This window comes from Mesorhizobium sp. AR02, from assembly GCF_024746835.1.
GTDB lineage: Bacteria > Pseudomonadota > Alphaproteobacteria > Rhizobiales > Rhizobiaceae > Mesorhizobium.
In genome coordinates, this window is the sequence record NZ_CP080531.1 from 5,914,083 (window position 1) to 5,940,358 (window position 26,276).

Here is a 26,276-nt window from a genome sequence, read left to right on the forward strand (position 1 = left end):
CGATCTGTTTCCGGTTTCCGGCGGCAGCGAGTAACCGCGCCTAGATCGCATCCTCCCAAGACTTTGACCGCGTAGGAGAGCAGATTTTTCTCCGCCCTCTCGGTTATCGCGGCACACTAGCCTAAGCCGAATGAAAATGTCACGAAGAATTTTGCCTCGAAACAGGCATTCTCGTGCTGCACTGCACAATAGTATGGCATGCTTTGCTTTCGAAACGACCAGCAAGGCGCGGTGGAGCCTTTGCGGCATGTCCTGAGTTGACGCGCGCAAAGAATTGCCGGCCAAATCCGAAGACATTCGGCTCTCCCGCACAGTCGGCGAGAACCTATTTTGTGACGCCGGCCTCAGCCATCGCTTTCTCGACCATGCCGATCCAGCCTTCGTTGGCACCCGGCAAGCGTCCTTCAGATTTCAGTCCGGCCAGCATGGCCAGCGCGGCCTTGAAATTTGTCGACGGGTCAACGCCAGCCACGGCAAGCTTGTAGCGGCTGTAGGCGGCATCGACCGTGCGCTGTGCGTTGCCCGGATCGGCTTGCAACTGCGCCTTGGCGATGACGAAGCCAGCCTGGTATTCCGCAGCCGCGCCGGTCTTGTCGCCCTTGCTCATCAGCACGTCGCCGATCCGGTTGTGGCCAACCGCAAGGTCGCGCTGCCATTCGGCATTGTCGGGGTCGAGTTCGGCCAGATATTCGGCAATGGCCTGCGCGGAACGGCGGTCGGCGAGCGATCCGTCAAGGTCGCCCGCCTCGGCGCGGGCGTCGGCTATCTTGCCCAGCGCAAGCTCGAGGTCACGCCGCCATAGCGTGTTGCCGGGATCCCGCGCCACCAGCTTCTGCGCGATATCGACGCTGCGCTGGTAGGGTTCGAAAGCCTTTTCGTTGTGCCCGGTCAGCCGCTGCAGGTCGCCGATAGCGGTGAGGCTGACGGTGATGTCGCGCTGCAGTTCGGCGTCATCAGGCATCTTCTTCGCCAGTGCCTCGGTGATCTGCAAGGAGACTTCATATTCGGCGATCGAGCTTTCCAGGTCGTTGGTCAGCCTGAGCGCCAGCCCGACCTTGGAATGGCTGACCGAAACGTCGCGCCGAAAGCCGTCATTATCAGGCGCTTTCTCGACCAGGAATTCGGCCACCTTGAGTGCCGAACGGTAGTTCGCCAGCGCGCCGGGTCCGTCGCCCGAAACCCGCATGGCGTCGCCGATGCGGTTGAAGCAGACGGCGTAGTCGCGCAGATAGTCAAGCGTAGGCTCTTTTTCGAGGATCGCCTTCATCGTGGCGAGAGCCTGCTGGTAAAGCGCGATCGCGCCCGCAGTATCGCCCATCGCCTTCTTGACGTCGGCCACCTTGTTCTGCGCCACGGCAAGGTCGCGCTGGTGGTCGACCTTGTCAGGCTCGGCCGCCGCGCGTTTCTCAGCGGACTGGACCATCGAATCATAGGCTTTGCCGGCTTCCTGCAGATGACCGACGGTCGTTTCCAGCGTGCCGATCAGTTCCCAGGACAGTGTCTGCTGGTAGCGCGCGTCGTCCGGTATCTGGAAACCCTCGACATCCGCGTAGAGGGCCACAGCCTTGCGATAGTCTTCAATGGCGAGGTCGTAGCGCAATTGCGCCTGCGAGGCGCCGCCGGCGAGATAATGCGTCGTAACCTCCGACAGCGTACGCTCGATGAAGCGGTTTTTCAGATCGTCGCGCGACTTGCCGTCGATATCCGCTGCCTTGCCAAGCAGCGCACGTGCCTCGTCGAACGAGCCGAGTGCCAATTGCGCCTCGGCCTGTTGGCGCAGCGTCGTCACCTGCGGATCGGAGGAGGCGAAGTTGCGCAAATCGGCCCGCACCTTGATGAAGGCATCGGCCGCTTCCTGGAGTTTCTGTTGGCGCTGCCTTGGCGCCATCGCCTTGCCGTCGGAGGTGATCAGTGCGGCGTATAGCGGCGCCAGCGGCATGTCGGCGTGGGCCGCCACCGCCTCGACCTCGACGCGCAGGTCCGGCGTGACATCGGCCATGGCGAGCAGCAGACGATCGCGCTCGGGCAGGGCGTCCTTGCTGGCCTGCGCGGCGAAGAACAGCCGCGGCAAGCCGCTCTCGACATAGGGAAGCTGCTTGCCACGCGACAGATCGTAGACCTGTTGCTGCACCAGCGTCAGCACGGAGCGTATTTCCAGCCCGTCGGTGGGCAGGAACTTGGCCAACGCGGCAGAGAATTCGGAGTTGCCGGATGCGCCGTCAGACGCCGTCTGTCCGGGCGCCGCGGCGAAGGCGAACAACACGTTTTCCGCCCGACCCATGCGTCCGAGCCCGGGCTTGGCCTCGGCTCTCACCTCTGGCGCAATGGAGATCACGCCGCGTCCTTCGCCAGACTTGCTGTCTCCAGATTGGCTGTCTCCAGATTGGCTGTCTGCGGATTCGCCGCCCCCGGATTGGCCGAAAGGATCGTTGCGGCAAGCATCGAGCACCACGAGGCCGATCTTGCCGACCGCGGTCACTGTCTCGCGCACCTCCTCAAGCGGAAGGGTTGTGGCCTTCAACCCGTCCAGCGAAGATGGATCGGCATCGACCGGAAGAAGACGGTTGTCGCCGGCGATCTCGACGCCATGGCCAGAGAAATAGATCAGCGCAACATCCGCGCCGGCCGCATCGTCGCGAAAATCCTCCAGCGCGCGGCGCATACGCTTCAAGTCGCGGTTCGCTTCGGTGGTGACGTCGAAGCCGAGTTTTTGCAACGCGGATTCGATCGTGCGGCTGTCGTTCACCGCATTCTTCAGGGGACGCACGTTGCGGTACTCGTCGGCCGCAATAATGAGCGCAACCCGCCGCTCGGCGTGTGCCGCCGAAACGAAAAAGATCGCCAGGATGATTGCCAGGAAAAAACGCAATGTCCCAATCCGCCCCAAACGGACAGCGTCCCACGGCTTTTCGGCTCAAGCAAGCCGGCGCAACATGATCCAGGAACTGAGGGAATCCGGGCACGAGGGCGTCAATGTGCCGCCATGGCCGGGTTCCCATTGTGCCATGAAATGGCTATGAAGCCGGGGCAAGCAAGCCTGCGTCGCGCCGATTCTGGCGTGGCCGTTCTCATTCACGGACCAGTCCATGCGTTTGTCGCGCTATTTCCTGCCTATCCTCAAAGAAAATCCGCGCGAGGCCGAGATCGTCTCGCACCGGCTGATGCTGCGTGCCGGCATGATCCGCCAGCAGGGGCAGGGCAGTTTCTCCTGGCTGCCACTCGGCAAGCGGGTGCTCGAAAAGGTCTGCCAGATCATCCGCGAGGAGCAGAACCGCGCCGGTGCGCTGGAAATCCTGATGCCGACCATCCAGTCGGCCGATCTGTGGCGCGAAAGCGGCCGCTATGACGACTACGGCAAAGAGATGCTGCGCATCAAGGATCGCCAGGACCGCGACATGCTCTACGGTCCGACCAATGAGGAAGTGGTCACCGAAATCGTCCGCGCTTACGTCAAGTCCTACAAGGACCTGCCGCTCAATCTCTACCACATCCAGTGGAAGTTCCGTGACGAGGTGCGGCCGCGCTTCGGCGTCATGCGCTCACGCGAATTCCTGATGAAGGACGCCTATTCCTTCGACCTCGATTTCGAAGGCGCGAGAGCTGCTTATAACAGGATGTTCGTGTCCTATCTCAGGACCTTCACGCGCATGGGCCTGCAGGCGATCCCGATGCGGGCCGATACCGGGCCGATCGGCGGCGATCTCAGCCACGAATTCATCATCCTGGCCGACACCGGCGAGAGCCAGGTCTATTGCGATCGCGATTATCTGTCGCTCCAGGTGCCTGGCGAAAACACCGACTTCGCCAATGACGCCGAGATATCAGACATCGTCAAAACGTGGACGACGCCTTACGCCGCCACCGACGAGATGCATGACGAGGCGGCCTGGGACAAGCTCGGCGAAGCGGACCGGGTCTCGGCGCGGGGCATCGAGGTCGGCCACATCTTCCATTTCGGCGACAAATATTCCAAGCCGATGGGCGCCAAGGTGACCGGGCCCGACGGCAAGGATCATTTCGTCTCCGGCGGCTCCTACGGCATCGGCCCGTCGCGGCTTGTCGCGGCGATCATTGAAGCCAGCCACGACGAGAACGGCATCATCTGGCCGGACGCCGTGGCGCCGTTCGACATCGGCCTGATCAACATGAAGGTGGGCGACGCCGACTGCGACCGTGTCAGCGACGAGCTCTATGCCGCCTTCGCAGCCAGCGGCAAGGATGTGCTTTACGACGACACCGACCAGCGGCCGGGTGGCAAGTTCGCCACCGCCGACCTGATCGGCCTTCCCTGGCAAGTGATCGTCGGGCCGCGCGGCGTGGCCGCCGGCGAGGTCGAGATCAAGAATCGCAAGACCGGCGAGCGCGAGACGCTGCCGATGGCTGAGGCGAAAAAACGCTTTGGTGCCGCCGCATGAGCGAGGCGGCGGCAGCAAGATCGGCGGGCGCCGGCCCGTTCTCCTTCTTCGAACGTACGGTGGCGTGGCGCTATCTGCGCTCGCGGCGCAAGGAGACGGTGATCTCGGTCATCGCCTCGATCTCCTTCCTCGGCATCATGCTGGGCGTGGCGACGCTGATCGTCGTCATGGCCGTCATGAACGGGTTTCGCGCCGAGCTTCTGACGCGCATCCTCGGCGTCAACGGCCATCTGATCGTGCAGCCGCTCGATTCGCCACTTGAGGACTACGCCCAGGTTGCCGGCCGCATCAATGGCGTGCCCGGCGTCAAATACGCCATTCCGCTGATCGACGGCCAGGTTTTGGCGCAAGGCAATGTCGGCGGCGGCACCGGCGCGCTGGTGCGCGGCATACGTGGTGAAGATCTCGGCAAGATCGCCATCGTCGCCAACAACATCAAGCAGGGTTCGCTCGCCGGTTTCGATTCCGGCGAGGGTGTCGCCATCGGCAAGCGCATGGCGGAGAATCTCGGCCTGACGCTCGGTGACACCATTACGCTCATCTCGCCCGATGGCGACGTGACGCCGATCGGCACGACACCGCGCATGAAGGGCTACAAGATCGCGGCGATCTTCGAAGTCGGCATGTCCGAATATGACACGTCCATTGTCTACATGCCGTTTTCCGAAGCGCAGCTCTATTTCAACATGGACGGGCGCGCGCAGACGATCGAGATCTATGTCGACAATCCCGACGATGTCGACGCGCTGAAACCGAAGGTGGAAGAGGCGGCGCAGCGGCCGATCGACATGGTCGACTGGCGCCAGCGCAACGAGACCTTCTTTTCGGCCCTGCAGGTCGAGCGCAACGTGATGTTCATGATCCTGACGCTGATCGTGCTGGTGGCGGCGCTCAACATCATTTCCGGACTGATCATGCTGGTGAAGGACAAGGGGCACGATATTGCCATCCTGCGCACCATGGGCGCGACGCGCGGTGCTATCCTGCGCATCTTCCTGATGACGGGGGCGGCGATCGGTGTGACCGGTACGCTTGCCGGCGTGCTGCTTGGCGTCGTCATCTGCACCAACATCGAATCGATCCGCCAGTTCTTCTCCTGGATGACCGGCAAGGTGCTGTTCAACCCGGAGCTCTATTTCCTCAGCCAGTTGCCGGCGAAGATGGATCCGCGCGAGACGACCTATGTCATCATCATGGCGCTCGGCCTGTCCTTCCTGGCAACGGTGTTTCCGGCATGGCGGGCGGCCCGGCTCGATCCCGTCGAAGCCTTGAGGTACGAGTAGTGGCCGAGGTCATTATCGAGCTGAAGAGCGTCGAGCGGCACTATGTGCAAGGGCCGCGCAAGCTCACCATCCTGAACGGCGCCGATTTTTCGCTGAAGCGCGGCGAGATGGTGGCGCTGGTGGCGCCGTCGGGCACCGGCAAGTCGACGCTGCTGCACACGGCCGGCCTGCTGGAACGCCCCGACGCCGGCGATGTGATCCTGTCCGGCCGGGCCTGCGGGCGGCTGTCCGACGACGAGCGCACGTCGATCCGGCGCAACGATGTCGGTTTCGTCTACCAGTTCCATCATCTGCTGCCGGAGTTTTCCGCGCTGGAAAACATCATGATGCCGCAGCTCATCAAGGGCCTGCCGCGCAAGGAGGCGTCCGAGCGTGCGGCGCAACTGCTCGACTATATGCAGATCGGCAAGCGCGCATCGCACCGGCCGGCCGAATTGTCCGGCGGCGAGCAGCAGCGCGTGGCCATAGCGCGTGCAGTCGCCAATGCGCCGCTGGTGCTGCTGGCCGACGAGCCGACCGGCAATCTCGATCCGGTCACCGCCTCCTATGTGTTCGAAGCCCTGGAGGCGCTGGTGCGGCAGTCGGGCCTCGCGGCGCTGATCGCCACCCACAATCACGAGCTGGCGTCGCGCATGGACCGGCGCGTTACGCTGGCCGACGGCAAGGTGGTGCCGTTGTAGGCTGCGTTGTGGTGCGCGATGGCGCGTCTGGCCGCCTGTGGTTCGCACACCCGGCTCGTGTTATCTTAGGGCCCTGGGAGACGGCGGACGCGCCGTGAGCGCCCGCCCGCTCCCCACTGTGGGAGGAACGAATGGCTTACTACGTACTGCTGTCGAATTTCACAGATCAAGGTATCAAGAGCATAAAGGATACTCAGAAGCGTGCTGAGGCCTTCAAGGCGATGGCCAGCAAAAGCGGTATCAAGGTTCACACCCTGTTGTGGACGCTTGGTCAACATGACGTCGTGGCGATTGCCGAAGCGGACGACGACATTGCAGCGACGGCACTAGCCCTGTCGATAGCGTCGCAAGGTAACATCAGAACTCAGACGCTGAGGGCGTTCGACACGGCAGATATGACCAAGATAATGGCAAAGATGGCCTGACCGGTGCATAGGCATTCACGCCATCTCGGCTAGTCACCACGGCTCACACCAAGGTGCGTTGGAGGCTTCCCGCCCGCAGCGGGCTTAATGGCAGCAATCGCAGTTGCGACTTCCGGATTATCGGGAACTGCCCGACTGTGGGCGAGAAGATCGCTTGCCGCAGAGTTGAGATCACCAAGGGCGAGGTGCGCCATACCGCGCTGCTTCAGTGCGCCAAATTGCCGAGGCCCCGGGCAATGGTGCGAGAAAGATCCTCTATGGTCTCACTTGGACGGCCGACTTCCACGTTGATCCTTGCACGCTCGACCAAGAACCTCGCATTTTTTGGGTCGAGGGAAATGCTCGGTCGAAATCGCTGAAAGCAGCAGCAAATTGTCGACAATCGCCTGGCCGCCCCACCGCTTCGGTGTGGTATCGTCCGGGCACTCGCTGGTCGGAGGCCACCGTGAAAAAGATCATTCTCGGGGTTGCGGCGTTGCTGTTCTTGGTAGCCGTCCTGGCGACCGTCTATTCATTGATCTTCGGTTGCCCGCATGGCGGTTCATACCGGTGCGTGCAGGGCTTCAACCGGGAAGTCTGTAGCTGCCCGCAATCGTAATTTTCGCGGCGCTCCTCGCCGAAGGCTTGCCTCATGTGGTCAATAGCAGCGTCACTCGTACCTCCCAGCGAACGGTTAACCTTTCACTAACCGTGCCCAATTCCCATTCTATCTCCGTATCTCTCCGGACGTTGACATTGAAACAAAATTAGAACAAATTGCGAACATATCAACAACAGGAGAGAGTTATGACCGATCTGGTTCAGGATGTCATCTCACTGGTTTGCATGAGCACATTCCTCATTTCCATGGCGATCTGGATCGGCGCCATGTGATTTGGCGGCTCTCGCCGCCGCAGTTTTCCGGTGGGCGAACACCGTTCCCCCGTTAAGCCTTTCTTGCCGCCGCGGCGCTAGGGTGCGCCTCTAAGGCAGGAGCAACGTCCAGGTGTCGCCCATCGTCACGGCCATTCTGGTGGCCAGCAATCTCGGGCTGATCTTTCTCTTGATGACCGTGCCGCTTGGTTTGCGCACGGTCAGGATGAGCTGCGTGATCGCGATGGACCGCCATCGCCTCTGGCAGGCACTGTGGCCGCTTGGCAGCGATGCCGGCTGGTCCGGCGAGATCCTGTCGGCGCAGCCGCTGGACGGGGAGGGCGTGTCTCGCATCATGCTGTCGTGGGAAGGCCGCGACGGCAAGCCGATCGAACGCAGGGCGCGGTTTGAAGACGTTGTCGAGGGCAGCCGCTTCGCCATGCGCGTCCTCGAGGATACCGCGCTCGATGGCTCGTTCTGGAAAGACTATCGCGAAACCGCCGAACTCGTCTCCGAAGGCAGCGGCACGCGGGTGTCGCTCAGCCAGACGGATCGTTACCGCGGCGCTGCCTTTCTGGTGTTTCGGTACTTCGCCATGCGCCGCGAGCTGTCCAAGCTGGAGCGTTGGGCGGTAACCGGACAGTATCGCAAGGGTGGCTGGTTCGAGCATCCGCTGAGCCAGGTCGGCTTTGCCGTGCTGTCGGCATTGATCCTGTGGCCGTTCTTCGGCCTCCATCTCGGCGGGCTGGCGCTGGCCGCTATCCTCACCTCGGTCGTGGCCCTGCACGAGCTCGGCCACATGGCGGCATTCCGGCTGATGGGCCACCGCAAGGCGCGGATGATCTTCATCCCGCTGCTCGGCGGCATCGCCATTGGCGGCCGGCCCTATAACAGCCGTTTCGAGGTGGCCTTCGTGGCGCTGATGGGGGCGGGTTTCTCCGCCTTCCTGGTGCCGATCGTCATTGCCGCCAGCGCGCTGGCCGGTAGCGAGGGGCACAAGGCCGCGGCCGCGCTGCTGGCAGCGCTGGCAGGCTGTGCGGCCCTGTTCAACATCGCCAATCTGGTGCCGGTGTGGAAGTTCGACGGCGGCCAGGTGCTGCGCCAGATCTGCCCCGGGCCGATCGCGCTGGCGCTGGCCTCGTTCTTCCTGCTTTCCGTCTTCCTGGCACTCGGCCGACAGGCAGGCTTCTCCTCCGGCTTTCTAATCGTGGCGGGAGCGGTCTTTTCGATCCTCAGCCTGCTCACTGTCGGCAGTGGCGTGAAGCCTCGCCACGAGTTGGAGCCAATCCGCACCGTTGACCGCTTCGCCATCGCCGGCGCGCTGCTGGCGGTGTTCACCATTCATGGCTGCGGCGTTTTGTGGGCGTCGGCGCAGCTGCTTTGAACTCGAGTTGAACCGGAAAGGGTCAACCGGCCTTGCGGGCTGCTTCGGCAGTCAAGGCCGTGGCAGGACCGAACACATCCTCGAAGGCTGATTTCAGCGCCAGATCAAGGTCGGCCATGCCAACGGGAAGGCCGAGATCGACGAGGCTGGTGACGCCGTGGTCCTGCACGCCGCAGGGCACGATGCCGCCGAAATGGGAGAGGTCCGGTTCGACATTGATGGCGATGCCGTGAAAGCTCACCCAGCGCCGGAGCCGGATGCCGATCGCCGCGATCTTGTCCTCGGCCGGCGAGCCGTCCGGCAGGCGAGGGCGATCGGGCCGCACCACCCAGACGCCGACACGGTCCTCGCGGCGCTCACCATGGACGTTGAAGGCAGCAAGCGTGGCGATGATCCACTGTTCGAGCGCGGCGACGAAGGCGCGCACGTCTTCACGCCGCCGCTTCAGGTCAAGCATGACATAGGCGACCCGCTGGCCGGGCCCATGATAGGTGTATTCGCCGCCACGGCCGGCCGAAAAGACCGGAAAGCGATCAGGCTCGATCAGGTCCTCGATGCGGGCGCTGGTGCCGGCGGTGTAGAGCGGGGGATGTTCGACCAGCCAGACCATTTCGCCGGCGGCGCCGCTGCGGATCGCCTCGGCCCGCGCTTCCATGAAGGCGAGCGCCTCGGGATAGGCGGTGAGACCAGGCTCGATGCGCCATTCGACTGGTGCCGAGCCGGGCAGGGGCAGGAACGACGTGGCAATCTGGCTGCGTTCTGGCATGGCTTTTCGTTTTTCGCTTATGCATGTCGCGCCCTCAAAACCGCTTTGCACTTTTGGGCAACGTGCATCTGTCCTCCATATGGCGGTATCAGGCGCAAACGTCCAGTTCCGGCCCTGCATTCCAATCCTGTGGACCGTTATGCCAATCGCCTGAGATTATTGCATGCGGCGCACTTGTTTCGCCGGAAACGATTTGCTACACGCCGCGAGCCGGTCGGTTCCGGCTCCTACCACGTGCGGTCGTGGCGGAATTGGTAGACGCGCAGCGTTGAGGTCGCTGTGGGGCAACCCGTGGAAGTTCGAGTCTTCTCGACCGCACCAACTCTCGATCCGTCGGCATCGCGATTGCCGCCATCCGAAGCCGAAACAGAGATCAGATCTTGAGGTCGAGCAGCCGCGGGCCTTGTTGCACACCCTCGTGGAGCCGGCAGTGCGCGGCGTTGAGGTCGCTGTAGGGCAACCCGTGGAAGTCGATTCTTCTCGACCTCGCCATTTCGGTACAAAACTGGGCGCTCCTGCCGGAGCCGCTCCGCCGCCTATTTTCAGAACCGTCCGCCTTCCGTGCCGTCCACGTCGACGTTGTCGATCACCGCGCGGCGACAAGCGCGGGAGGTCAATCGACGACTTCTGCTTCCAGATCGTCCCCTTGCCTCCGGCCACCGGCAGAGCGGCGAAATGCTCGGTAACGGCCAGGCGATAGGCCGTGATGTCGATGGAACAGCTTCGAAAACGCGGCCGCGGTCTCATAGCCGACACGGGTCGCAATCCGTGCAATCCCCTCGTCGCTTGTTTCGAGCAGAAACGCGGCCTCCGACATCCGGCGTGCGATCAGATAGCGGTACATGGACTCGCCAACGAGCTTGGTGAAGCGAGCCGAAAACGCCGAACGACCAAGTCCCACGCTTTGCCCGAGGTCGCCAAGCGTCCAGGGCCGATCCGGTCGTTCGTGGATCAACTGAAGTGCCGGTCCTATGTGCGGGTCCGCCATCGCCCCCAGCCACCCGCCTTCTCCGGGGCCGAGCGACTTGATCCAGCTTCGCAACACCTCGACGAAGAGCACTTCAGTCAGACGTGAGAGCGCGACGCCTTGTCCGGGGCGCTCGAACGCCGCCTCGCTCACCATGCGTTGCAGAATCGCCTCGAGCCATCCTCCGTCTTCCGTCGGCTTCAGGAGAAGCAGGGGCGGAAGCAATTCCAAAACGCTACCGCGCGACGGCCGTGCCACAGTGAAATTACCACAGATCATCGTCGCGAGCGGCTGCTCGCCGCCTCCATGACGAACGAGGCCAAGACGCCCGGCTAATCGATCGATGTCGACAATCGGCACCGGCTCCGTCCGGCTATCCGAGTAGATCACATGGGGCTCGCCACGCGTGACGACAACAAAGTCGCCCTCGGTCATGTGGAGCTCTCGTCCCTGTTCGAGCGCGAGGGTAGCCGAACCACGGCTGAGATAGTGGAACAGGGCGTAGGGGCGCTTTGGCAGCGCGAGATTCCAGGGATGGCCGAGCTCGAAGTGGAACAGCAAGGTTCCGCCAAGGCGAACGCGATCGAGCACTTCAGCGAGGATGTCCATGCCACTGACGTTAATCCTCCGGACGGTCAGACACAACATTCGGACGATTGAGGCCTAACGTCCAAATGCTCCACGTACTAGTTGATCGCAAGTCGAGCCAACAGGTCGCGCGGCAACCATCACCCGAACGGCAGATGGGAGAGCCGCGACTGTTGCCGACACGCCTGCCTTTCCTCGGACTCGCGTCGTCCGTCATCTCAACAGGAGCAACCAATGCGAAATCTTCTACTCTCAGTCGCCACCGTCCTCATGGCCGGAGCAACAGTCGCCGCCCCCGCCCAATCAGCTCAACTGCCCAAGGGGGCGGCTCACAATATCGTGCTCGTCCATGGCGCTTTCGTCGACCAGACGAGCTGGAAGCCGGTTGCCGATATCCTCACGAAGAAGGGCTACAACGTAACGCTCGTCGAAAACCCGCTCACCTCCCTCGCTGCGGACGTCGATGCCACCAAACAGGCGCTCGCGAAACAGAACGGCAAGACCGTCCTCGTTGGCCACTCCTGGGGCGGTGTGGTCATCACGCAGGCAGGTGACGATCCCAACGTCTCGGCGCTCGTCTACGTCTCCGCATTCGCGCCCGACATGGGAGAATCTTTGGCGAGCTTAGCCAAGAGCGGTCCGGCAACCGAAGGCGCCGCGGCGATTCATCCCGACGAAAAGGGCAACCTCTACATCGATCCTAAAGTGTTTCCTTCAGCAGTCGCGGCTGACCTTCCTCCGGAGATCGCCGAATCCTTGGCAAATCATCAGCTCCCGTTGAACCACACGGCGTTCGAGGCTCCCGTCGATAAGGCAGCTTGGCACGACAAGCCGACGTTCTATGTGATCAGCACGAAGGACAAGGTCATCGCACCCGAGATCCAGAAGATCTTCGCCAACAGGATGAAGGCACAGACGACGGAGGTCGCCGGCAGCCATGCCTCCCTGGTCGTCCACGCTAAGGAAGTCGCCGCAGTGATTGAAAAGGCCGCACTCGTGAAGTGACGATACCGCTCCCGGCACTTTCGTGCCGGGAGCGCCACGCGTGCTCGGCGGGCTACGGAATGCCTTGGGCCGCGAGCGGCTCAGACCTAGCCAAAACCGCACCAGCTACTCCCACTCGATTATTTTATGCCAAGCATCCGGAGGATGACATGACTGAGTTCGACACCGCGAGCCAGGACGCCGCCATGCTAGAAACGGCGCCCACCCGTTATATCGAAGGCAGCGGAATCCGCTTCGCCTATCGCCGCCTCGGCCCATCGACCGGAACGGCGTTGATTCTCCTGCAGCATTTCTCGGGCAACATCGACGCCTGGGACCCCGCTGTCGTGAATGCCCTGGCCGCCGATCGCCCGGTGATCGCTTTTGACAACGCCGGGGTCGGCCGCTCGACAGGACAAACGCCGGACAGTATCGAGGCGATGGCCCGAGACGCGGTCGCCTTTATCAACCTGCTCGGCCTCTCCCAAGTCGACCTGCTGGGCTTTTCCCTCGGCGGCTGCGTCGCGCAGCAGATCGCCGCCGAGCACGGAACGCTGGTCCGCAAGCTCATCCTCGTCGGCACCGCTCCGAAAGGCGGAGAGGAACACCTATTGGCGGTTCTGCAGGACGCGTTTTCCCAAACCGAGGCGCCGGACCCCCGCCTGCCGCTGTTCTTCACGAAGTCGTCCGCCAGCCAGTCGGCCGGCCGAGCGTTTCTGAAGCGGGCGAAGGTGCGCAAGGAAGATCGGGATACCGATAACGGCAGCACGGTGACCGATCCGCAGGCCAAGGCGCTTATTACCTGGTGCGCCACTCCTGATCCCGAGCACGCCACGCTGCGCGCCATTCACCAGCCCGCCCTTGTGGTCAGCGGCAGCCACGACACCATGCTGCCGGCGGACAACGCCTACGCAATGTTCAAGGCTCTAAGCAACGCCCAGCTTGTCCTCTATCCCGATTCCGGCCACGGCGCCCTGTTTCAGTACCACGAATTGTTTGCCAGCCACGTCCGTACCTTCCTGGAAGCGTAACCGGCGTTGCCTAATCCCGGCGCAATCGGCCGCGCCTTTATTCATGAGAGCTGTTGCGGAGAAAGAAATGACAATCGCCAAGGTCGAGGTTGAGCGTTTCAGCCTGACGAGTTCCAAACCATTCGACGCCGTTGTGGCCGCGCTCAAGTCAACGGTTGGGCAACCTGACATGGTAGAGTTTTTCAAGGCCACGAGCGCCGCAAGTTCCTTTCCGGAATTGGAGCGCGTTGTGCAAAGCGGCCTCGGCCGCACAGGTCTCATGCTCTTCGCGGAATTCGACTTGGGCGCCATTCTGCGCCGCGAAACTGGAACCGAGACTCCCAAGAGCATGCGGTTTCTGGTGGGCAATCCACTCATCATGAAAGAAATGGTCAAGCACGTTCCGGATGCTGGATCTTACGCTCCAGTCACAGTCCTTGTTGATGAACGTCCCGATGGCGTGCATGTCTCGTACGACAAAATGGAGAGTTGTCTGCTCTCTTATGGTAGTTTGGAGGCTCTTGCTGTCGCCCGCAATCTTGATGCCAAAATCACAACCTTGTTACGCGAATGCGCAAGCTAAGCTCATGATGACGCTTCAGGCGGCGGGTTACTCCCAGGCGTTTGGCCATGACATAGCATTGGCGCTGCTGCCGCTGGGGCTTGGCACGCCCGGCACGGCGCTGGAGGTTTCAATTCTCGGCGAGCGGCGCCCGGCAAGGGTGATCGCCGATCGCCGACTTTCCCTGTGACCCGGAAGGCGCGCGGGCGTATGAGGGACCCCCAGCGTGGAGAGGCGCGGAAATCACGCCGCCTTCTTCATCCGTGCCAGCGTATCCGCCACGACCTCACCAAACGACGACGGCGTCGGCACGATGATCACGCCGGCCTCTTTCAGGATTTCGACCTTTTCCTGCGCCGACTCGCCGAACGCCGAGATGATGGCGCCGGCATGGCCCATGCGTCGGCCCTTTGGCGCCGAAAGCCATGCGCTGTAGGTGCCTTGAACGACCACGCGCTGGCAAAAGCCGAGCCTATCCCGTCCACCCGAGGCCGGCCGAGATGCAATTGATCGATACGAGCAGAGCGTCGGTGGCCCGCTTTTGATCCGCCGTGCCGGTATTTGTCCGAACTTCACGCAACAGATCGACCTGCAGCCGGTGAATGTCATCCATCTGTCGCCGCAGATTGTCGAAACGCCGCTTGAACATCGGAAAGCGCGCGGAAAGATCGCCTCCCGTGAGGTCACCAATCAGGCGCCGCGTCAGCTCGTATTCGGCGGCGATGCGGGCGTGGATCCGTCGGGCCGCATCGCTGTCGGACACCAGGCGGGCGTAGAGCTGAGCGATCTCCATGTCGGACTGGTAAAGCGTCTTTTCAGCCTCGTCGACGATCAGGCGGAAGAAGCGCGAGTGCTCGAACATGCGAGCCAGAAGCTCGCGCCCGGCCTCGCCGCGCACCGCGACGAAAGCGCTGAGCGCGCTGCCGATGCCATACCAGCCGGTCAACAGATGACGGTTCTGGCTCCAGGCGAACACCCATGGAATGGCGCGCAGGTCAGCAATACCGCTGGCGCCGAAACGGCGCTCCGGCCGTGAGCCCATTTTCAGGAGCGCCAGTTCCGCGACCGGGCTCGCCTGGTTGAAATAATGAAGAAAGCCAGGCTCAGCCATCAGCCCGGCATAGGATGCCTGCGACATGCCTGCCAGCGCTTCCAGCGCTTCGTTGAATTCCGGCGTTTCCTTCGTCTCGACATCACCGGGCGATCCGACACTGTGGGCCAGCACGCCGGCGGCGAGAATCTCGAGCTGGTTGAGGCCGGTGCCGCGATTGGCGAATTTCGACGATACGACCTCGCCCTGCTCGGTCACCCGCATGGTTCTAGCGACAGTGCCTTCGGGCTGCGCCGCGATCGCCCGGCCGGTCGGTGCGCCGCCACGGCTGACCGAGCCGCCGCGACCGTGGAAGAAACTGATCCTGACCTTGTGCTTGTGCCCGACGGCAGCGAGGCGCTTTTGCGCTTTGGCTAGTTCCCAATTGGAAGCGAGGAAACCGCCGTCCTTGTTGGAATCTGAATAGCCAAGCATGATCTCCTGGCGCGCGCCGAAATCTCGCACCGTCCGCCTTACCAGCGAAACGCCGAGCAAATCATTCAGGATGCCAGGGGCGGCCTGTAGATCAGCGATGGTCTCGAACAATGGCACGATCCGCAGCCTGATTGTGCCGCCGCCACCGGGCGAGGTTGAAAGTCCGCAATATTGCGCCAGCAGATAGACCGCGAGAAGATTGTCGGCCGAGCGAGTCATGCTGAGGACGAAAGAGCCGACAGCGTCGGCATCCAGGCCGGAGGTATGGTCGCGGACGACAGAGAATGTCGAAAGCAGTTCACCTGCCTCAGGCGAGAGCCGGCCTGCGTCGATCTCCAGCCGCTCGCCCTGGCTGACGGCTGCGCGAATGCGCGCCGACCATTGCGGCGTGCCAGCTGCGACCGGATCGGTGGGATTTGTCAGCGCAAACAACTCGGCTAGCACCCGGTTGACCACCGTGGAGTTCTGCCGGATGTCGAGCGAGACCGTGCGGAAGCCGAAGCTTCCGACTTGCCAGAGCAGAGGCTGGACGAAACGCTTGGCTACCGCGCGTCCTCCGATCGCTTCGAGAACACAAGACAGGCCGTTCAGATCAGCACGAAACGCCTCTGCCGAGTGGTACGCCGCCGTACCGCCGTTTCGCGTGGCCTCCAGCCGGGCAAGCAAGACCGAAGCGAACTGGCGAAGCGGTTCGTCAGGGTTGCGGGTGGCGATCATGTGCGCCTGTCCGCTTTTATCAAGCGCGGTCTGCAGCACCGGTTTGAAGCTGGCCGGCAGAGCGACGACATTCGAGCTGGCGCTGAGCACCGTCACCAGCCGCTGCACCTGCGTCAGATACCAGCTTATGGCGGTATCGCGGTACTCGGTCATGGCATGGGCGGTGACCGCAGCCGTCACATTGGGATTGCCATCGCGATCGCCGCCGATCCACGAGGCATAGCGCATGAAGGAGGGAATTCTGATCGGCTCTCCCGGATAGTGACGCTCGAAGGCGCCTTGAAGCTTGCCATAGAGCTGCGGCGTTGCCTCGAAGATGACTTCGCGAAAGAAATGCAGCCCCCAGGCGATTTCGCGTTCGACAGTCGGGCGCTCAAGTCGCAACTCGCCCGTCATCCACAGAAGCTCGATCTCGCTTTCCAGATCGGCGATCAACAGGTCGCGTTCGCGCGGCGCCCAGCGCGGCTGATCGAGCTCGGTCAGCTTGCGATAGATACGGCGGTGGATCTCCAGCACCGTGACACGTTTGGCCTCCGTCGGGTGCGCGGTCATGGTCGGGCCGACGCAAAGCTCATTGAGCGTCGCCTGGACTTCCTCCGCTGAGTGGCCGTTGGCTGCCATCTGCGCGATCACGCTGGCGAAAGAACCCGGCACTTCGTCGACACCCGCGCCTTGTTCGAGCTCGCGACGCGCCCGCATGGCAAGCAACTCGTCTGCAATCGCCAGCAACTGGAACCATACGCCGCTCGCCTGAAGTGCCGGGATGCGCTGCTCCGCGGCGAGGGAGACAAGCGACCTGCGTCCGGTCAGAACGGCGGCGATCTCGGGCTCACGCGCGCTTGCGACCTGCAGCAGCAGGCGCAACAAAAGGCTGCGCTCGTCCTCACGAAAGTTGATGCGTCTGCTCTGTTCCAAACTGCTTTCCTGATCCGTCCGCATCGATTGCTGCTATAGCCGCGCCCTGAATCGAGGGCGGCGCCGGCTGTCGGGCGACCCGATCGGGGACCGGGCGACCCTCGAAGAAGGCGGTCGAGTTCACCACCTTCATGCCCATCGCCACCCGCGTTTCCTCGGTCGCACTGCCGAGATGCGGCAACAGCACGACGTCCTCCAACAGCTTCAGTGCCGCTGGAAAAGACTTCACGTCTTGCGCTATGCGGCCTTCGCCCGGTCGGCCATCACGCCGCCTTCTTCATCCGCGCCAGCGTGTCGGCCACGACCTCGCCGAAGGACGACGGCGTCGGCACGATGACGACGCCTGCCTCTTTCAGGATTTCGACCTTCTCCTGCGCCGACTCGCCGAAGGCCGAGATGATGGCGCCGGCATGGCCCATGCGGCGGCCTTTCGGGGCGGAAAGGCCGGCAATGTAGGCGATCAGCGGCTTGCGCATGTTGTCGCGCGCCCAGATCGCGGCTTCGGCTTCCTGTGGCCCGCCGATCTCGCCGATCATCACCACGGCGTCGGTCTCGTCGTCCTGTTCGAACAGCTTCAGAATATCCTTGAAGGACGAGCCGTTGATCGGATCGCCGCCGATGCCGACGCTGGTCGACACACCGATGCCCAGCGCCTTCATCTGCGAGGCGGCCTCGTAGCCGAGCGTGCCGGAGCGCCCGACAATGCCGATACGGCCGGGCAGGTAGATGCTGCCCGGCATGATGCCCATCAGCGCCTGTCCGGGCGTGATGATGCCGGCGCAGTTCGGTCCGACGAGCCGCATGCGATCCTCATAGCGGTAGCGGCGCATGTAGCGCTTGACCTGCATCATGTCCTGCGAGGGGATGCCGTCGGTGATGCAGACGCAGAGTTTTATCCCGGCATCCGCCGCCTCCATGATCGAATCGGCGGCGAAGGGCGGCGGCACGAAGACGATGCTGGCCTCGGCGCGGGTCTCGCGCACTGCGCCTTTGACCGTGTTGAAGACGGGCAGGCCGAGATGCGTCTGGCCGCCCTTGCCGGGGGTGACGCCGCCGACAAGCTTGGTGCCGTAACGCTTCATGTCCTCGGCATGGAAGCTGCCGATCTTGCCGGTGAAACCCTGGACGATGACGCGGGTGCTGCGGTTGAGCAGGATTGCCATTTTTTCGACCTCCCTCAGGCTGCTTTTTTCTTGGCGACCGCGCGCCAGGCGGCGACGGCTTTTTCGGCGGCTTCGGCAAGCGTGTCGGCGACGATCACCTTCTCCCCGGAATCGGCCAGGATGCGACGCCCTTCCTCGGCCCTGGTGCCGGAAAGCCGCACCACCAGCGGCACGGTGACGCCGACCTCGCGTATCGCCTTGATGACGCCCTCCGCGACCCAGTCGCAGCGGTTGATGCCGGCGAAGATGTTGACCAGTATGGTCTCGACATTCTTGTCGCCAAGCACGGCGCGGAAGGATTTCGCCACCCGCTCGGGCGAGGCGCCGCCGCCAATGTCGAGGAAGTTGGCCGGCTCGCCGCCGGCGATCTTGATCATGTCCATCGTCGCCATCGCCAGCCCGGCGCCGTTGATGATGCAGCCGATGTTGCCGTCGAGGCCGACATAGGAGAGGCCGCGGTCGCTGGCGAAGGTCTCACGCGGGTCTTCCTGGCTCTTGTCGCGCAGTTCGGAGATTTCCGGCCGCCGAAACAGCGCGTTCTCGTCGAACGACATCTTGGCGTCGAGCGCGATCAGGCTGCCGTCGCGGGTCACCACCAGCGGATTGATCTCTAGCATCGAGGCGTCGTAATCGCGGAACACCTGGTAGCAGCTGAAGATGGTCTCGGTCGCCTTGCCAATGAGGTTGTCCTCCAGACCCAGGCCAAAGGCGATCTCGCGTGCCTGGAAGCGCTGCATGCCGACGCCGGGATCGACCGTGGTGCGCAGGATGGAATCGGGCGCCTTCTCGACGATGTCCTCGATCTCCATGCCGCCGGCCGCCGACGCCACGATCATGACGCGCTCTTCCTTGCGGTCGAGCACGAAGCCGACATAGAGCTCCTGGGCGATGTCGACGGCTTCCTCGAGATAGAGCCTGGAGATCAGCTTGCCGCGCGGGCCGGTCTGCTGGGTGACCAGCTTGCGCCCGAGCATCGCTTCGGCGGCACTCGAGATCTCCTCGTCATTGGCGCACAGTTTTATGCCGCCGGCCTTGCCGCGGGCGCCGGAATGAACCTGCGCCTTCAGCACCCATTTGCCGCCGCCGATCTCGCGCGCCCTGTAAGTCGCCTGTTCGGGGCTGTAGGCCAGCCCGCCGCGCGGCACATGCACGCCATGCCGGGCGAGCAGTTCCTTGGCCTGATATTCGTGGATGTCCATTTTGTCCTCCCAAAACCCGTCAGTGTGTAGCGTGCGCCTGGCCGGCGCGTTCGATGGCCTCGTTGACCACCAGAACATTGCGCGCCATGCGTTCCGACGCGGCGTCGATCATCTTGCCGTCGAGGGCGGCCGCTCCCTTGCCCTGCGCCTCGGCCTCCTTCAGCACTTCGAGAATGCGCCTGGCACGGGTGACCTCTTTTTCCGGCGGCGAGAACACCTCGTTGGCGAGCGCGATCTGCGAGGGGTGGATCGCCCATTTGCCTTCGATGCCGAGGGCGGCGGCGCGCCTGGCGCCGGCGATGTAACCCTCCGGATCGGAGAAATCGCCGAACGGCCCGTCAATGGCGCGCAGGCCATAGGCGCGGCAGGCGACGGTCATCCGCGACAGCGCGAAATGCCACTGGTCGCCGGGATAGTCGGGGTTGAGGCCGCCGATGTTGACGGTGCGCGCCTTGCAGCTCGCGGCATAATCGGCGACGCCGAAATGCATGGCTTCCAGCCGACCGGGCGTGGCCGCTATGGCCTCGACATTGGCCATGCCGAGCGCCGTCTCGATCAGCGCTTCGAGGCCGACGCGGGTCTTGAAACCCTTGGCCATCTCGATCTGGTTGACCATGGCCTCGACCATATAGAGATCGGCCGGGACGCCGACTTTCGGCACCAAAATGGTGTCCAGCCGGTCGCCGGCCTGCTCCATCACGTCGACCACGTCGCGATACATGTAGTGGGTGTCCAGCCCGTTGATGCGCACCGAGACGGTCTTGCCCTTGGCGCGCCAGTCGATGTCGTTGAGCGCCTGGATGATGTTCTTGCGGGCGCGTTCCTTGTCGGGCGGGGCGACCGCATCCTCGATGTCGAGGAAGACGAAGTCGGCGGCGCTGTTCGCCGCCTTGTCGATCATCTCCGGGCTGGAGCCGGGAACGGCCAGTTCGCTGCGCTGCAGCCTGAGTTTCTTCAGATGGTTGATGGTGTGGCTCATCGTCTGCTCCGTCAGGCGGCTTCGGCGACCGGCACGGCGGCCGAGGCGCGAAAATGCTGGATGGCGGCGCCGACACCGGAGCCCGGCGCCAGCCGCACGCCGCAATCGAGCAGCGCCATTTCGGCCGCCGACAGCGAGGCGAGCACCATCACCTCGTTCAGCCAGCCGAGATGGCCGATGCGGAAGACCTTGCCCATCACCTTGTTGAGGCCGCCGCCGAGCGACGTCTGGTATGTCTGGTAGGCGCGCTTGACGACGTCGCCGCTATCGATGCCATCGGGCACCAGGATGGCGCTGACCGTATCGGAATGCCATTTCGGCGCCCTGGCGCAGAGTTTCAGGCCCCAGGCGTCGACCGCCTTGCGTACGCCTTCGGCGAGGCGATGGTGGCGGGCGAAGATGTTGTCGAGCCCTTCCTCGGCGATCAGGTCGAGCGAGGCGCGCAGGCCGCGCAGCAGCTGCGTCGCCGGCGTGTAGGGGAAATAGCCGGCATCGTTGGCGCGGATCATGTCCTCGAAGGAGAAAAAGCAGCGCCGGTGGGTGGCGCTCCTTGAAGCGACAAGCGCCTTCTTGCTGACTGAGAGGAAACCCAGGCCGGCGGGCAGCATGAAACCTTTCTGAGAACCGCTGACGGCGCAGTCGACGCCCCATTCCTCCTGGCGGAAGTCGATCGAGCCGATCGACGAGACGCCGTCGACGAAGAGCAGGGCGGGGTGGTTTGCGTCGTCCAACACGGCGCGGCAGCCGGCGACGTCGCTGGTCACACCGGTCGCCGTCTCGTTCTGCGTGCAGAAGACGGCCTTGATGCGGTGCGTCTTGTCGGCCTTCAGCCGCTCGGCGTAGAGCTCTAGCGGCACGCCGGTTCCCCATTCGCAATCGATGACATCGACCTCGAAGCCGAGGCGTTCGGCCATGTCGACCCACAAATGCGAGAACTGGCCGAAGCGCGACATCAGCACGCGGTCGCCGGGGCTGAGCACATTGGTCATCGCCGCTTCCCAGGCGCCGGTGCCGGAGGATGGGTAAATGAAGACGCGGCCGGTCTCGTTCTTGAAAACTTTTTTGATGTCCTCGAACAGCGGCAGCGTGAGATCAGGGAAGGATGCGGCGCGCATGTCCTCCATCGGCAGGTTCATCGCCTGCCGGACCTGTTCGGGGATGTTGGTCGGCCCGGGAATGAATAGATGGGTGAAACCGGCCATGATGCGAACTCCTCCTGATCCAGCAAAGCGGTGGGGGGAGTTTCGTTTCGACGGCTAAAGCCAACAACACCTTGGCGGGTAAGATCTCGCCGCGCGCGGGTGGGGAAAGCCTACCCGGTTGGCCTACCCGAGTGCTCCGGGTTTGTCCTACCCGAAAGGCTGCTTCTGGGTACGCCTCTCTCGCGAATAGAGCGCAACAGCCATCGCCCGGTTGCGGACGTCGAGCTTGTCGTAGAGATTCTTGAGGTGGTACTTCACCGTGTTCTCGGAAATGCCGGTTCGCGTCGCGATCTGCAGATTGGTCCAGCCGTCGGAGAGCACCGCCAGCAGCTCGCGCTCACGCACTGTGAGCTGCGCCAGGGGCGTGTCGTTGACCTTGTTGATGTCGATGTAAGGGATGCAGATGCGGCCATGCGCGACGGCCAGAATCGTGTCGAAGATGATGGCTGGATCGTCGAACTGGAAACAGTAGCCCTGGGCACCGAGCCGCACGCATTGCTTCAGGATGCCGATGTCATGATCATTCGAAAAGACGGTGATGCGCACATCGAGCTTGCGGCTCTGGACCTCGGCCAGCACATCAGCGCCGTCCATGTCGGCGAGCTTCCAGCCGATCACGGCGACGTCGAACCCGCCCTTGTCAGCCAGATCCAGGAATTGCTTGCCGCTCTGCACGGTGCTCAGCAATTCGAAACGGCCGTCGCATTCGAGCATTTCGCGCAGCGCCGATATGACGAATGGATTGCGCTCGGCGACGACAATGCGCATGCGCCGATCGCCAATTGCCTTGCTCGTTTTCCCGGGCTTGCTGTTCAAGGGCCGTTTTTGTCCTGGGCTGGTTGTGCCGCAACTCGGAGGCCAGGTTTCAAACCTGGATCCTTATCATGACAATTCTGCCCCAATCGTGCTGGGGTGCTCTTTCCCCAGCGACATCGGCTGTCGCGCCGTCTGAAGCCGGGATTCGCCGGTTCGTGATGGGATTGGCATTGCCAGGTCAGGCATCCGAGATACGCCCGCCGAGTGGCGTGGAATAAGCGTTTCGTTTGATATTCCGTGCCTTAGAGCGATAAGTTCTCAAAATCGAATCGCGTCTGCACGTGAGATGCATCGGATTTCCGCGAAACCGATTTCCGCTTTGAGGTCCGATGCTCTAGACCTGAGACACAATTTTTTCCGGGATGGCGGGAGGCGCTGGTGGAGGACAAGCATACGACCTCCGCCAAGGCGGCTGACGACGCCCATGCCGACATCTATGGCGAGGACGGCGCGGTGCTTTCGTCCTTCCTTGCCCAGATCGGGGCTGCGCTCGCCGACCGCGATACGCTGGCCCTCAAGCATGAAGTCGACCATCTCCACCAGTCGGAACTCGGCGACCTGATCGAGGCGCTGCATCCTGAACAGCGGCGGACCCTGGTCGAACTCCTGGGTGCCGATTTCGACTTTTCCGCGCTGACCGAGGTCGATGAGGCGATCCGGATGGAGATCGTCGATCACCTGCCCAATGCGCAGATCGCGCAGGCGGTGCAGGCACTCGATTCCGACGATGCGGTCTACATTCTCGAAGACCTCGAAAAGGAAGACCAAGACGAGATCCTGTCGCAGTTGCCGTTCACCGAACGGATCAGGCTGCGCCGCTCGCTCGACTATCCGGAAGAGACCGCCGGGCGGCGCATGCAGACGGAGTTCGTCGCGGTGCCGCCGTTCTGGACCATCGGCCAGACCATCGACTACATGCGCGAGGACAAGAACCTGCCTGAGCGCTTCAGCCAGATCTTCGTCATCGACCCGACCTTCAAGCTGCTTGGCACCATCGACCTCGACCAGATCCTGCGCACCAAGCGCACAGTCAAGGTCGGGGAGGTCATGCATGAGACGCGGCACGCCATTCCGGCGACGATGGACCAGGAAGAAGCGGCGCGCGAATTCGAACAGTACGATCTCTTGTCGGCCGCCGTCGTCGACGAGAACGAGCACCTGGTCGGCGTGCTGACCATCGACGATGTCGTCGACGTCATCCAGCAGGAAGCGGAGGAAGATCTGCTGCGCATGGGCGGTGTCGGCGACGAAGAACTCTCCGACAGTATTTTTTCGACCTCCCGCTCGCGCGTTCCCTGGCTACTGATCAATCTCTTGACGGCATTCCTGGCGGCGTCGGTGATCAGCCTGTTCGACCGCACGATCGAACACATCGTGGCGCTTGCCGTGCTGATGCCGATCGTCGCCGGCATGGGCGGCAATGCCGGCTCGCAGACCATGACCGTCACCGTGCGGGCGCTGGCGACCAGGGATCTCGACATCTACAATGCCGGCCGCATCATCCGCCGCGAAATGGGCGTCGGTTTCATCAACGGCATCATCTTCGCCGTGCTGATTGGCATCGTCGCAGCGGCCTGGTTCCGCGATCCCAATCTCGGCGGCATCATCGCGGCCGCGATGATCATCAACATGTTCGTGGCAGCCCTGGCCGGCATCCTGATCCCGCTGCTGCTCGACCGGTTCAAGATCGACCCAGCGGTTGCTTCGGCGGTGTTCGTCACCACGGTCACCGATGTCGTCGGCTTCTTCGCCTTCCTCGGCCTTGCCACCTGGTGGTTCGGCGTCGCGTGAGCGGCCTCAATTGACTTTTACGTAAATGCCGTGCGACGCTGACGCGGGGTGCTGTGCCGATTCCGGCGTGGCAGGGATTTGGTTCGGGACAGAGGGGCGACGCCGCGTGGCGTTGCCCGGGATTCCGGCATGGAGTGACAATGCGGGAATATTATTCGATCACCGAACTGACCCGCGAATTCGACGTGTCGACGCGGACGCTGCGTTTCTATGAGGATGAGGGACTGGTGCAACCGGTGCGGCGTGGCCGCACGCGGCTGTTTCGCCCGTCCGATCGCCATCTCATCCGGCAGATCATGCGGGGAAAGAGGCTCGGCTTCTCGATCAACGAAATCCGCGAAATCATCCAGATGTACAAGGAGCCGCCGGGCGAGGTCGGGCAGCTCAAGCTGATGATCAAGCGCATCGAGGAAAAGCGCGAGGATCTGCGCCAGAAACGCCGCGACCTCGAGGAGACATTGGCCGAACTCGACCAGGCCGAGGAATCCTGCGTCGAGCGGCTGGTCGAGCTCGGCGTCAACACGTAAAGCTGTTCAAATCCAGCGCCGCACGCGCTTCGCGTAGTCGCGGTATTTCTTGCCGAATTTCGCCGCCAGGATTTTTTCCTCGCCCTCGATCGCGACCTTCTGCGTAGCGAAGGCCGCGATGAAGGCCAGCGGCAGGAACCAGACGATCCCCGAGACAAAGGCGACGCCGATCAACAGCATCGTGTTGGCGAGGTACATCGGGTTGCGGGTGATGCCGAAAGGACCTGTGGTGACGAGGTGGTCGGGTACCGCGTTGGGGTTGAGCGTGGTCTTGGCCCGCATCATGGTACGGATCGCGGTGAACCAGAGTGCCGCGACGCCGAACAGCGCCACCCAGCCGGCGGCGAACAGCAGGTCGCCCAGGAGATCGCCGATCCAGGGCAGGGGATAGAAAAGACCGAGGGCGACACTGATGGCGATGGCGGCGATATAGATCAGCGGCGGCCATGGGATCACCCCGGGCTTCGGTTGGGTTTCGGTCATTGCGTTCCTCCCTCGTCCATCTTGTCTTCGGTCTGGGCCGTGCAACTGCCGGCCAGATCGCCCAGATGCGCTCGCCATTCCGCAGTCTGGTCGTTGTTCTCGAGCCGATCAAGCGTGGCCTCACCCTCAAGCGTCGTCAGCATGCAACTGCAATAGCTCGAGCAGAAGGTTGCATTGCGCGTCTGCTCGCACGAGCGCTGGCAGGTTTTCAGGAAATTGACTTGTGGGGTTTCGACCTGGGCCGGCATGACCTGCGAAAACAGCCAGACGCAGCCGATCAGCAGCGGCTGGTGAATCAGGTAGAAGGCGAGGCTGTGGCGGCCGATGAAGAGCAGCGGATTGGCCCAGCGGCCGGGCATCAGGCCCGCCAGTCGCGCTCGTATACCGGCGGCAGAAGCGAGTTTCGTCACGCCTATGCCGATAAGCACCGCGCCGAACCATGGAAACAGCGGCACATAGTCGTTGGAGCGCGGATTGATCGCCGACAGGCCGATCCACCACAGCCAGGGGTGATCCAGGGCCTCGAAGCGCAGGTAGATGGGCGCCGCGATGACGAGCGCGGCAACGACAAGCGTCAGCAAGGCCGGCAGTTGCAAGAAGGCGAGGCCGAGCAGGCTGGCGAGCGCGATCTCGTGCAGGATGCCGAAGAAGATGAAACCGTCCGGCGTCGCGATGCGGGTGACCACCGAAATAGCGATCGCCGCACCGGCGACCATGGCGAAACGCTTCCAGAAGCCGTTCCAGCGGATTTGCTGGCCGTGCGCAAGGTAGAGGCTGACGCCGACCAGGAACAGGAAGGTCGAGGCGATGCAGCGTGCGTAGATCTTCCACCAGCCGAAGGCGGTGAGGCCGGGGTCGGTGTAGCCGAAGAATTCCAGATCCCAGGTGAAATGGTAGCTCGCCATGGCCAGCAGCGCGATGCCGCGCACGATGTCGATGGCGACGATGCGCCTGGATGGCTCCGGAACGAGTGCGGTCGGCGTGTGGATGGTCATGGTCTCGCGATCTGATTCAGCCCCGCCTGAGGACTATCACGGTTGGGC

The 26,276-nt window shown here is 63.0% G+C and carries 23 protein-coding genes, 1 tRNA gene and 2 pseudogenes; 13 read left to right on the top strand and 13 right to left on the bottom strand.

Annotated elements, in window-relative coordinates:
* Positions 1 to 325: 325 nt before the first annotated feature.
* The gene (locus tag DBIPINDM_RS32830) at positions 326 to 2,869 is read right to left on the bottom strand and encodes a caspase family protein (RefSeq protein ID WP_258583090.1); all 2,544 of its coding nucleotides are present in this window, start codon (positions 2,867 to 2,869) and stop codon (positions 326 to 328) included.
* A gap of 217 nt (positions 2,870 to 3,086) precedes the next feature.
* Here DBIPINDM_RS32830 and proS point away from each other — a divergent pair, with 217 nt between their 5' ends.
* The 6 genes from proS (at position 3,087) to DBIPINDM_RS32860 (ending at position 9,039) form a co-directional block, all read left to right on the top strand.
* Positions 3,087 to 4,415 carry a proline--tRNA ligase gene (gene proS, locus DBIPINDM_RS32835; protein WP_258583091.1) on the top strand — a complete coding sequence of 443 codons (1,329 nt, stop codon included), beginning with the start codon at positions 3,087 to 3,089 and terminating at the stop codon, positions 4,413 to 4,415.
* On the top strand, positions 4,412 to 5,698 hold the full coding sequence (locus DBIPINDM_RS32840) for a lipoprotein-releasing ABC transporter permease subunit (protein ID WP_258583092.1): 1,287 nt from the start codon (positions 4,412 to 4,414) through the stop codon (positions 5,696 to 5,698). Before proS ends, DBIPINDM_RS32840 begins: the two co-directional genes overlap by 4 nt.
* Positions 5,650 to 6,378 (top strand): ABC transporter ATP-binding protein, encoded by a 729-nt coding sequence (locus DBIPINDM_RS32845; RefSeq protein WP_258583093.1) that lies wholly within the window; start codon positions 5,650 to 5,652, stop codon positions 6,376 to 6,378. The genes DBIPINDM_RS32840 and DBIPINDM_RS32845 overlap by 49 nt, the downstream gene beginning before the upstream one ends.
* Before the next feature lie 131 nt (positions 6,379 to 6,509).
* Positions 6,510 to 6,803, top strand: a complete 294-nt coding sequence (locus DBIPINDM_RS32850; protein ID WP_258583094.1) for a GYD domain-containing protein — start codon at positions 6,510 to 6,512, stop codon at positions 6,801 to 6,803.
* 445 nt (positions 6,804 to 7,248) lie between these two features.
* Complete coding sequence (locus DBIPINDM_RS32855) at positions 7,249 to 7,401, top strand: hypothetical protein (protein WP_258583095.1); 153 nt, start codon at positions 7,249 to 7,251, stop codon at positions 7,399 to 7,401.
* A gap of 387 nt (positions 7,402 to 7,788) precedes the next feature.
* Positions 7,789 to 9,039 (top strand): site-2 protease family protein, encoded by a 1,251-nt coding sequence (locus tag DBIPINDM_RS32860; protein ID WP_258583096.1) that lies wholly within the window; start codon positions 7,789 to 7,791, stop codon positions 9,037 to 9,039.
* Between the two features lie 22 nt (positions 9,040 to 9,061).
* Here DBIPINDM_RS32860 and lipB read toward each other — a convergent pair whose 3' ends face one another.
* Entirely contained in the window at positions 9,062 to 9,805 is a 744-nt protein-coding gene (lipB, locus tag DBIPINDM_RS32865; protein ID WP_258583097.1) for a lipoyl(octanoyl) transferase LipB, read from the bottom strand.
* Positions 9,806 to 10,041: 236 nt separating this feature from the next.
* Here lipB and DBIPINDM_RS32870 point away from each other — a divergent pair.
* Positions 10,042 to 10,126 (top strand) — tRNA-Leu (locus tag DBIPINDM_RS32870).
* Between the two features lie 292 nt (positions 10,127 to 10,418).
* Here DBIPINDM_RS32870 and DBIPINDM_RS32875 read toward each other — a convergent pair.
* Positions 10,419 to 11,381 (bottom strand): AraC family transcriptional regulator, encoded by a 963-nt coding sequence (locus DBIPINDM_RS32875; RefSeq protein WP_258583098.1) that lies wholly within the window; start codon positions 11,379 to 11,381, stop codon positions 10,419 to 10,421.
* A 213-nt stretch (positions 11,382 to 11,594) separates the two neighbouring features.
* On the opposite strand from DBIPINDM_RS32875, the gene DBIPINDM_RS32880 reads away from it, so the two are divergent.
* From DBIPINDM_RS32880 to DBIPINDM_RS32895, 4 genes are all read left to right on the top strand, one after another.
* On the top strand, positions 11,595 to 12,365 hold the full coding sequence (locus DBIPINDM_RS32880; protein WP_258583099.1) for an alpha/beta hydrolase: 771 nt from the start codon (positions 11,595 to 11,597) through the stop codon (positions 12,363 to 12,365).
* A gap of 149 nt (positions 12,366 to 12,514) precedes the next feature.
* On the top strand, positions 12,515 to 13,375 hold the full coding sequence (locus DBIPINDM_RS32885; RefSeq protein ID WP_258583100.1) for an alpha/beta fold hydrolase: 861 nt from the start codon (positions 12,515 to 12,517) through the stop codon (positions 13,373 to 13,375).
* A gap of 67 nt (positions 13,376 to 13,442) precedes the next feature.
* Positions 13,443 to 13,937, top strand: a complete 495-nt coding sequence (locus DBIPINDM_RS32890; RefSeq protein WP_258583101.1) for a DUF302 domain-containing protein — start codon at positions 13,443 to 13,445, stop codon at positions 13,935 to 13,937.
* 4 nt (positions 13,938 to 13,941) lie between these two features.
* Positions 13,942 to 14,106 carry a glycine cleavage T C-terminal barrel domain-containing protein gene (locus tag DBIPINDM_RS32895; RefSeq protein WP_258583102.1) on the top strand — a complete coding sequence of 55 codons (165 nt, stop codon included), beginning with the start codon at positions 13,942 to 13,944 and terminating at the stop codon, positions 14,104 to 14,106.
* Positions 14,107 to 14,159: 53 nt separating this feature from the next.
* Here DBIPINDM_RS32895 and DBIPINDM_RS32900 read toward each other — a convergent pair.
* From DBIPINDM_RS32900 to DBIPINDM_RS32935, 8 genes and pseudogenes are all read right to left on the bottom strand, one after another.
* Positions 14,160 to 14,351: pseudogene (locus DBIPINDM_RS32900) on the bottom strand (succinate--CoA ligase subunit alpha); the annotation flags it as partial.
* Between the two features lie 37 nt (positions 14,352 to 14,388).
* Positions 14,389 to 17,073: a phosphoenolpyruvate carboxylase gene (locus DBIPINDM_RS32905; protein WP_258583103.1), complete on the bottom strand. Its 2,685-nt coding sequence runs from the start codon at positions 17,071 to 17,073 to the stop codon at positions 14,389 to 14,391.
* Positions 17,074 to 17,146: 73 nt separating this feature from the next.
* Positions 17,147 to 17,290: pseudogene (locus tag DBIPINDM_RS43720) on the bottom strand (D-glycerate dehydrogenase); the annotation flags it as partial.
* Between the two features lie 46 nt (positions 17,291 to 17,336).
* Positions 17,337 to 18,236 (bottom strand): succinate--CoA ligase subunit alpha, encoded by a 900-nt coding sequence (gene sucD, locus DBIPINDM_RS32915; RefSeq protein WP_258583105.1) that lies wholly within the window; start codon positions 18,234 to 18,236, stop codon positions 17,337 to 17,339.
* Between the two features lie 14 nt (positions 18,237 to 18,250).
* Positions 18,251 to 19,435, bottom strand: a complete 1,185-nt coding sequence (locus DBIPINDM_RS32920) for a malate--CoA ligase subunit beta (RefSeq protein WP_258583106.1) — start codon at positions 19,433 to 19,435, stop codon at positions 18,251 to 18,253.
* A gap of 19 nt (positions 19,436 to 19,454) precedes the next feature.
* A complete protein-coding gene (locus tag DBIPINDM_RS32925; RefSeq protein WP_258583107.1) occupies positions 19,455 to 20,414 on the bottom strand; it encodes an HpcH/HpaI aldolase/citrate lyase family protein in 960 nt (319 codons plus the stop codon).
* 11 nt (positions 20,415 to 20,425) lie between these two features.
* A complete protein-coding gene (locus DBIPINDM_RS32930; RefSeq protein ID WP_258583108.1) occupies positions 20,426 to 21,616 on the bottom strand; it encodes an aminotransferase class V-fold PLP-dependent enzyme in 1,191 nt (396 codons plus the stop codon).
* A 147-nt stretch (positions 21,617 to 21,763) separates the two neighbouring features.
* Positions 21,764 to 22,384, bottom strand: a complete 621-nt coding sequence (locus DBIPINDM_RS32935; protein ID WP_258583109.1) for a response regulator transcription factor — start codon at positions 22,382 to 22,384, stop codon at positions 21,764 to 21,766.
* Positions 22,385 to 22,810: 426 nt separating this feature from the next.
* Here DBIPINDM_RS32935 and mgtE point away from each other — a divergent pair, with 426 nt between their 5' ends.
* Both mgtE and DBIPINDM_RS32945 read left to right on the top strand, forming a co-directional pair.
* On the top strand, positions 22,811 to 24,223 hold the full coding sequence (gene mgtE / locus DBIPINDM_RS32940) for a magnesium transporter (RefSeq protein ID WP_258583110.1): 1,413 nt from the start codon (positions 22,811 to 22,813) through the stop codon (positions 24,221 to 24,223).
* A 140-nt stretch (positions 24,224 to 24,363) separates the two neighbouring features.
* Positions 24,364 to 24,750 (top strand): MerR family transcriptional regulator, encoded by a 387-nt coding sequence (locus DBIPINDM_RS32945; RefSeq protein ID WP_006203215.1) that lies wholly within the window; start codon positions 24,364 to 24,366, stop codon positions 24,748 to 24,750.
* A gap of 6 nt (positions 24,751 to 24,756) precedes the next feature.
* Here the strand turns inward: DBIPINDM_RS32945 and DBIPINDM_RS32950 are convergent, their stop codons facing one another.
* On the bottom strand, positions 24,757 to 25,233 hold the full coding sequence (locus DBIPINDM_RS32950) for a methyltransferase family protein (RefSeq protein WP_258583111.1): 477 nt from the start codon (positions 25,231 to 25,233) through the stop codon (positions 24,757 to 24,759).
* Positions 25,230 to 26,228, bottom strand: a complete 999-nt coding sequence (locus DBIPINDM_RS32955; RefSeq protein ID WP_258583112.1) for a heparan-alpha-glucosaminide N-acetyltransferase — start codon at positions 26,226 to 26,228, stop codon at positions 25,230 to 25,232. Before DBIPINDM_RS32955 ends, DBIPINDM_RS32950 begins: the two co-directional genes overlap by 4 nt.
* Between the last annotated feature and the right edge of the window lie 48 nt (positions 26,229 to 26,276).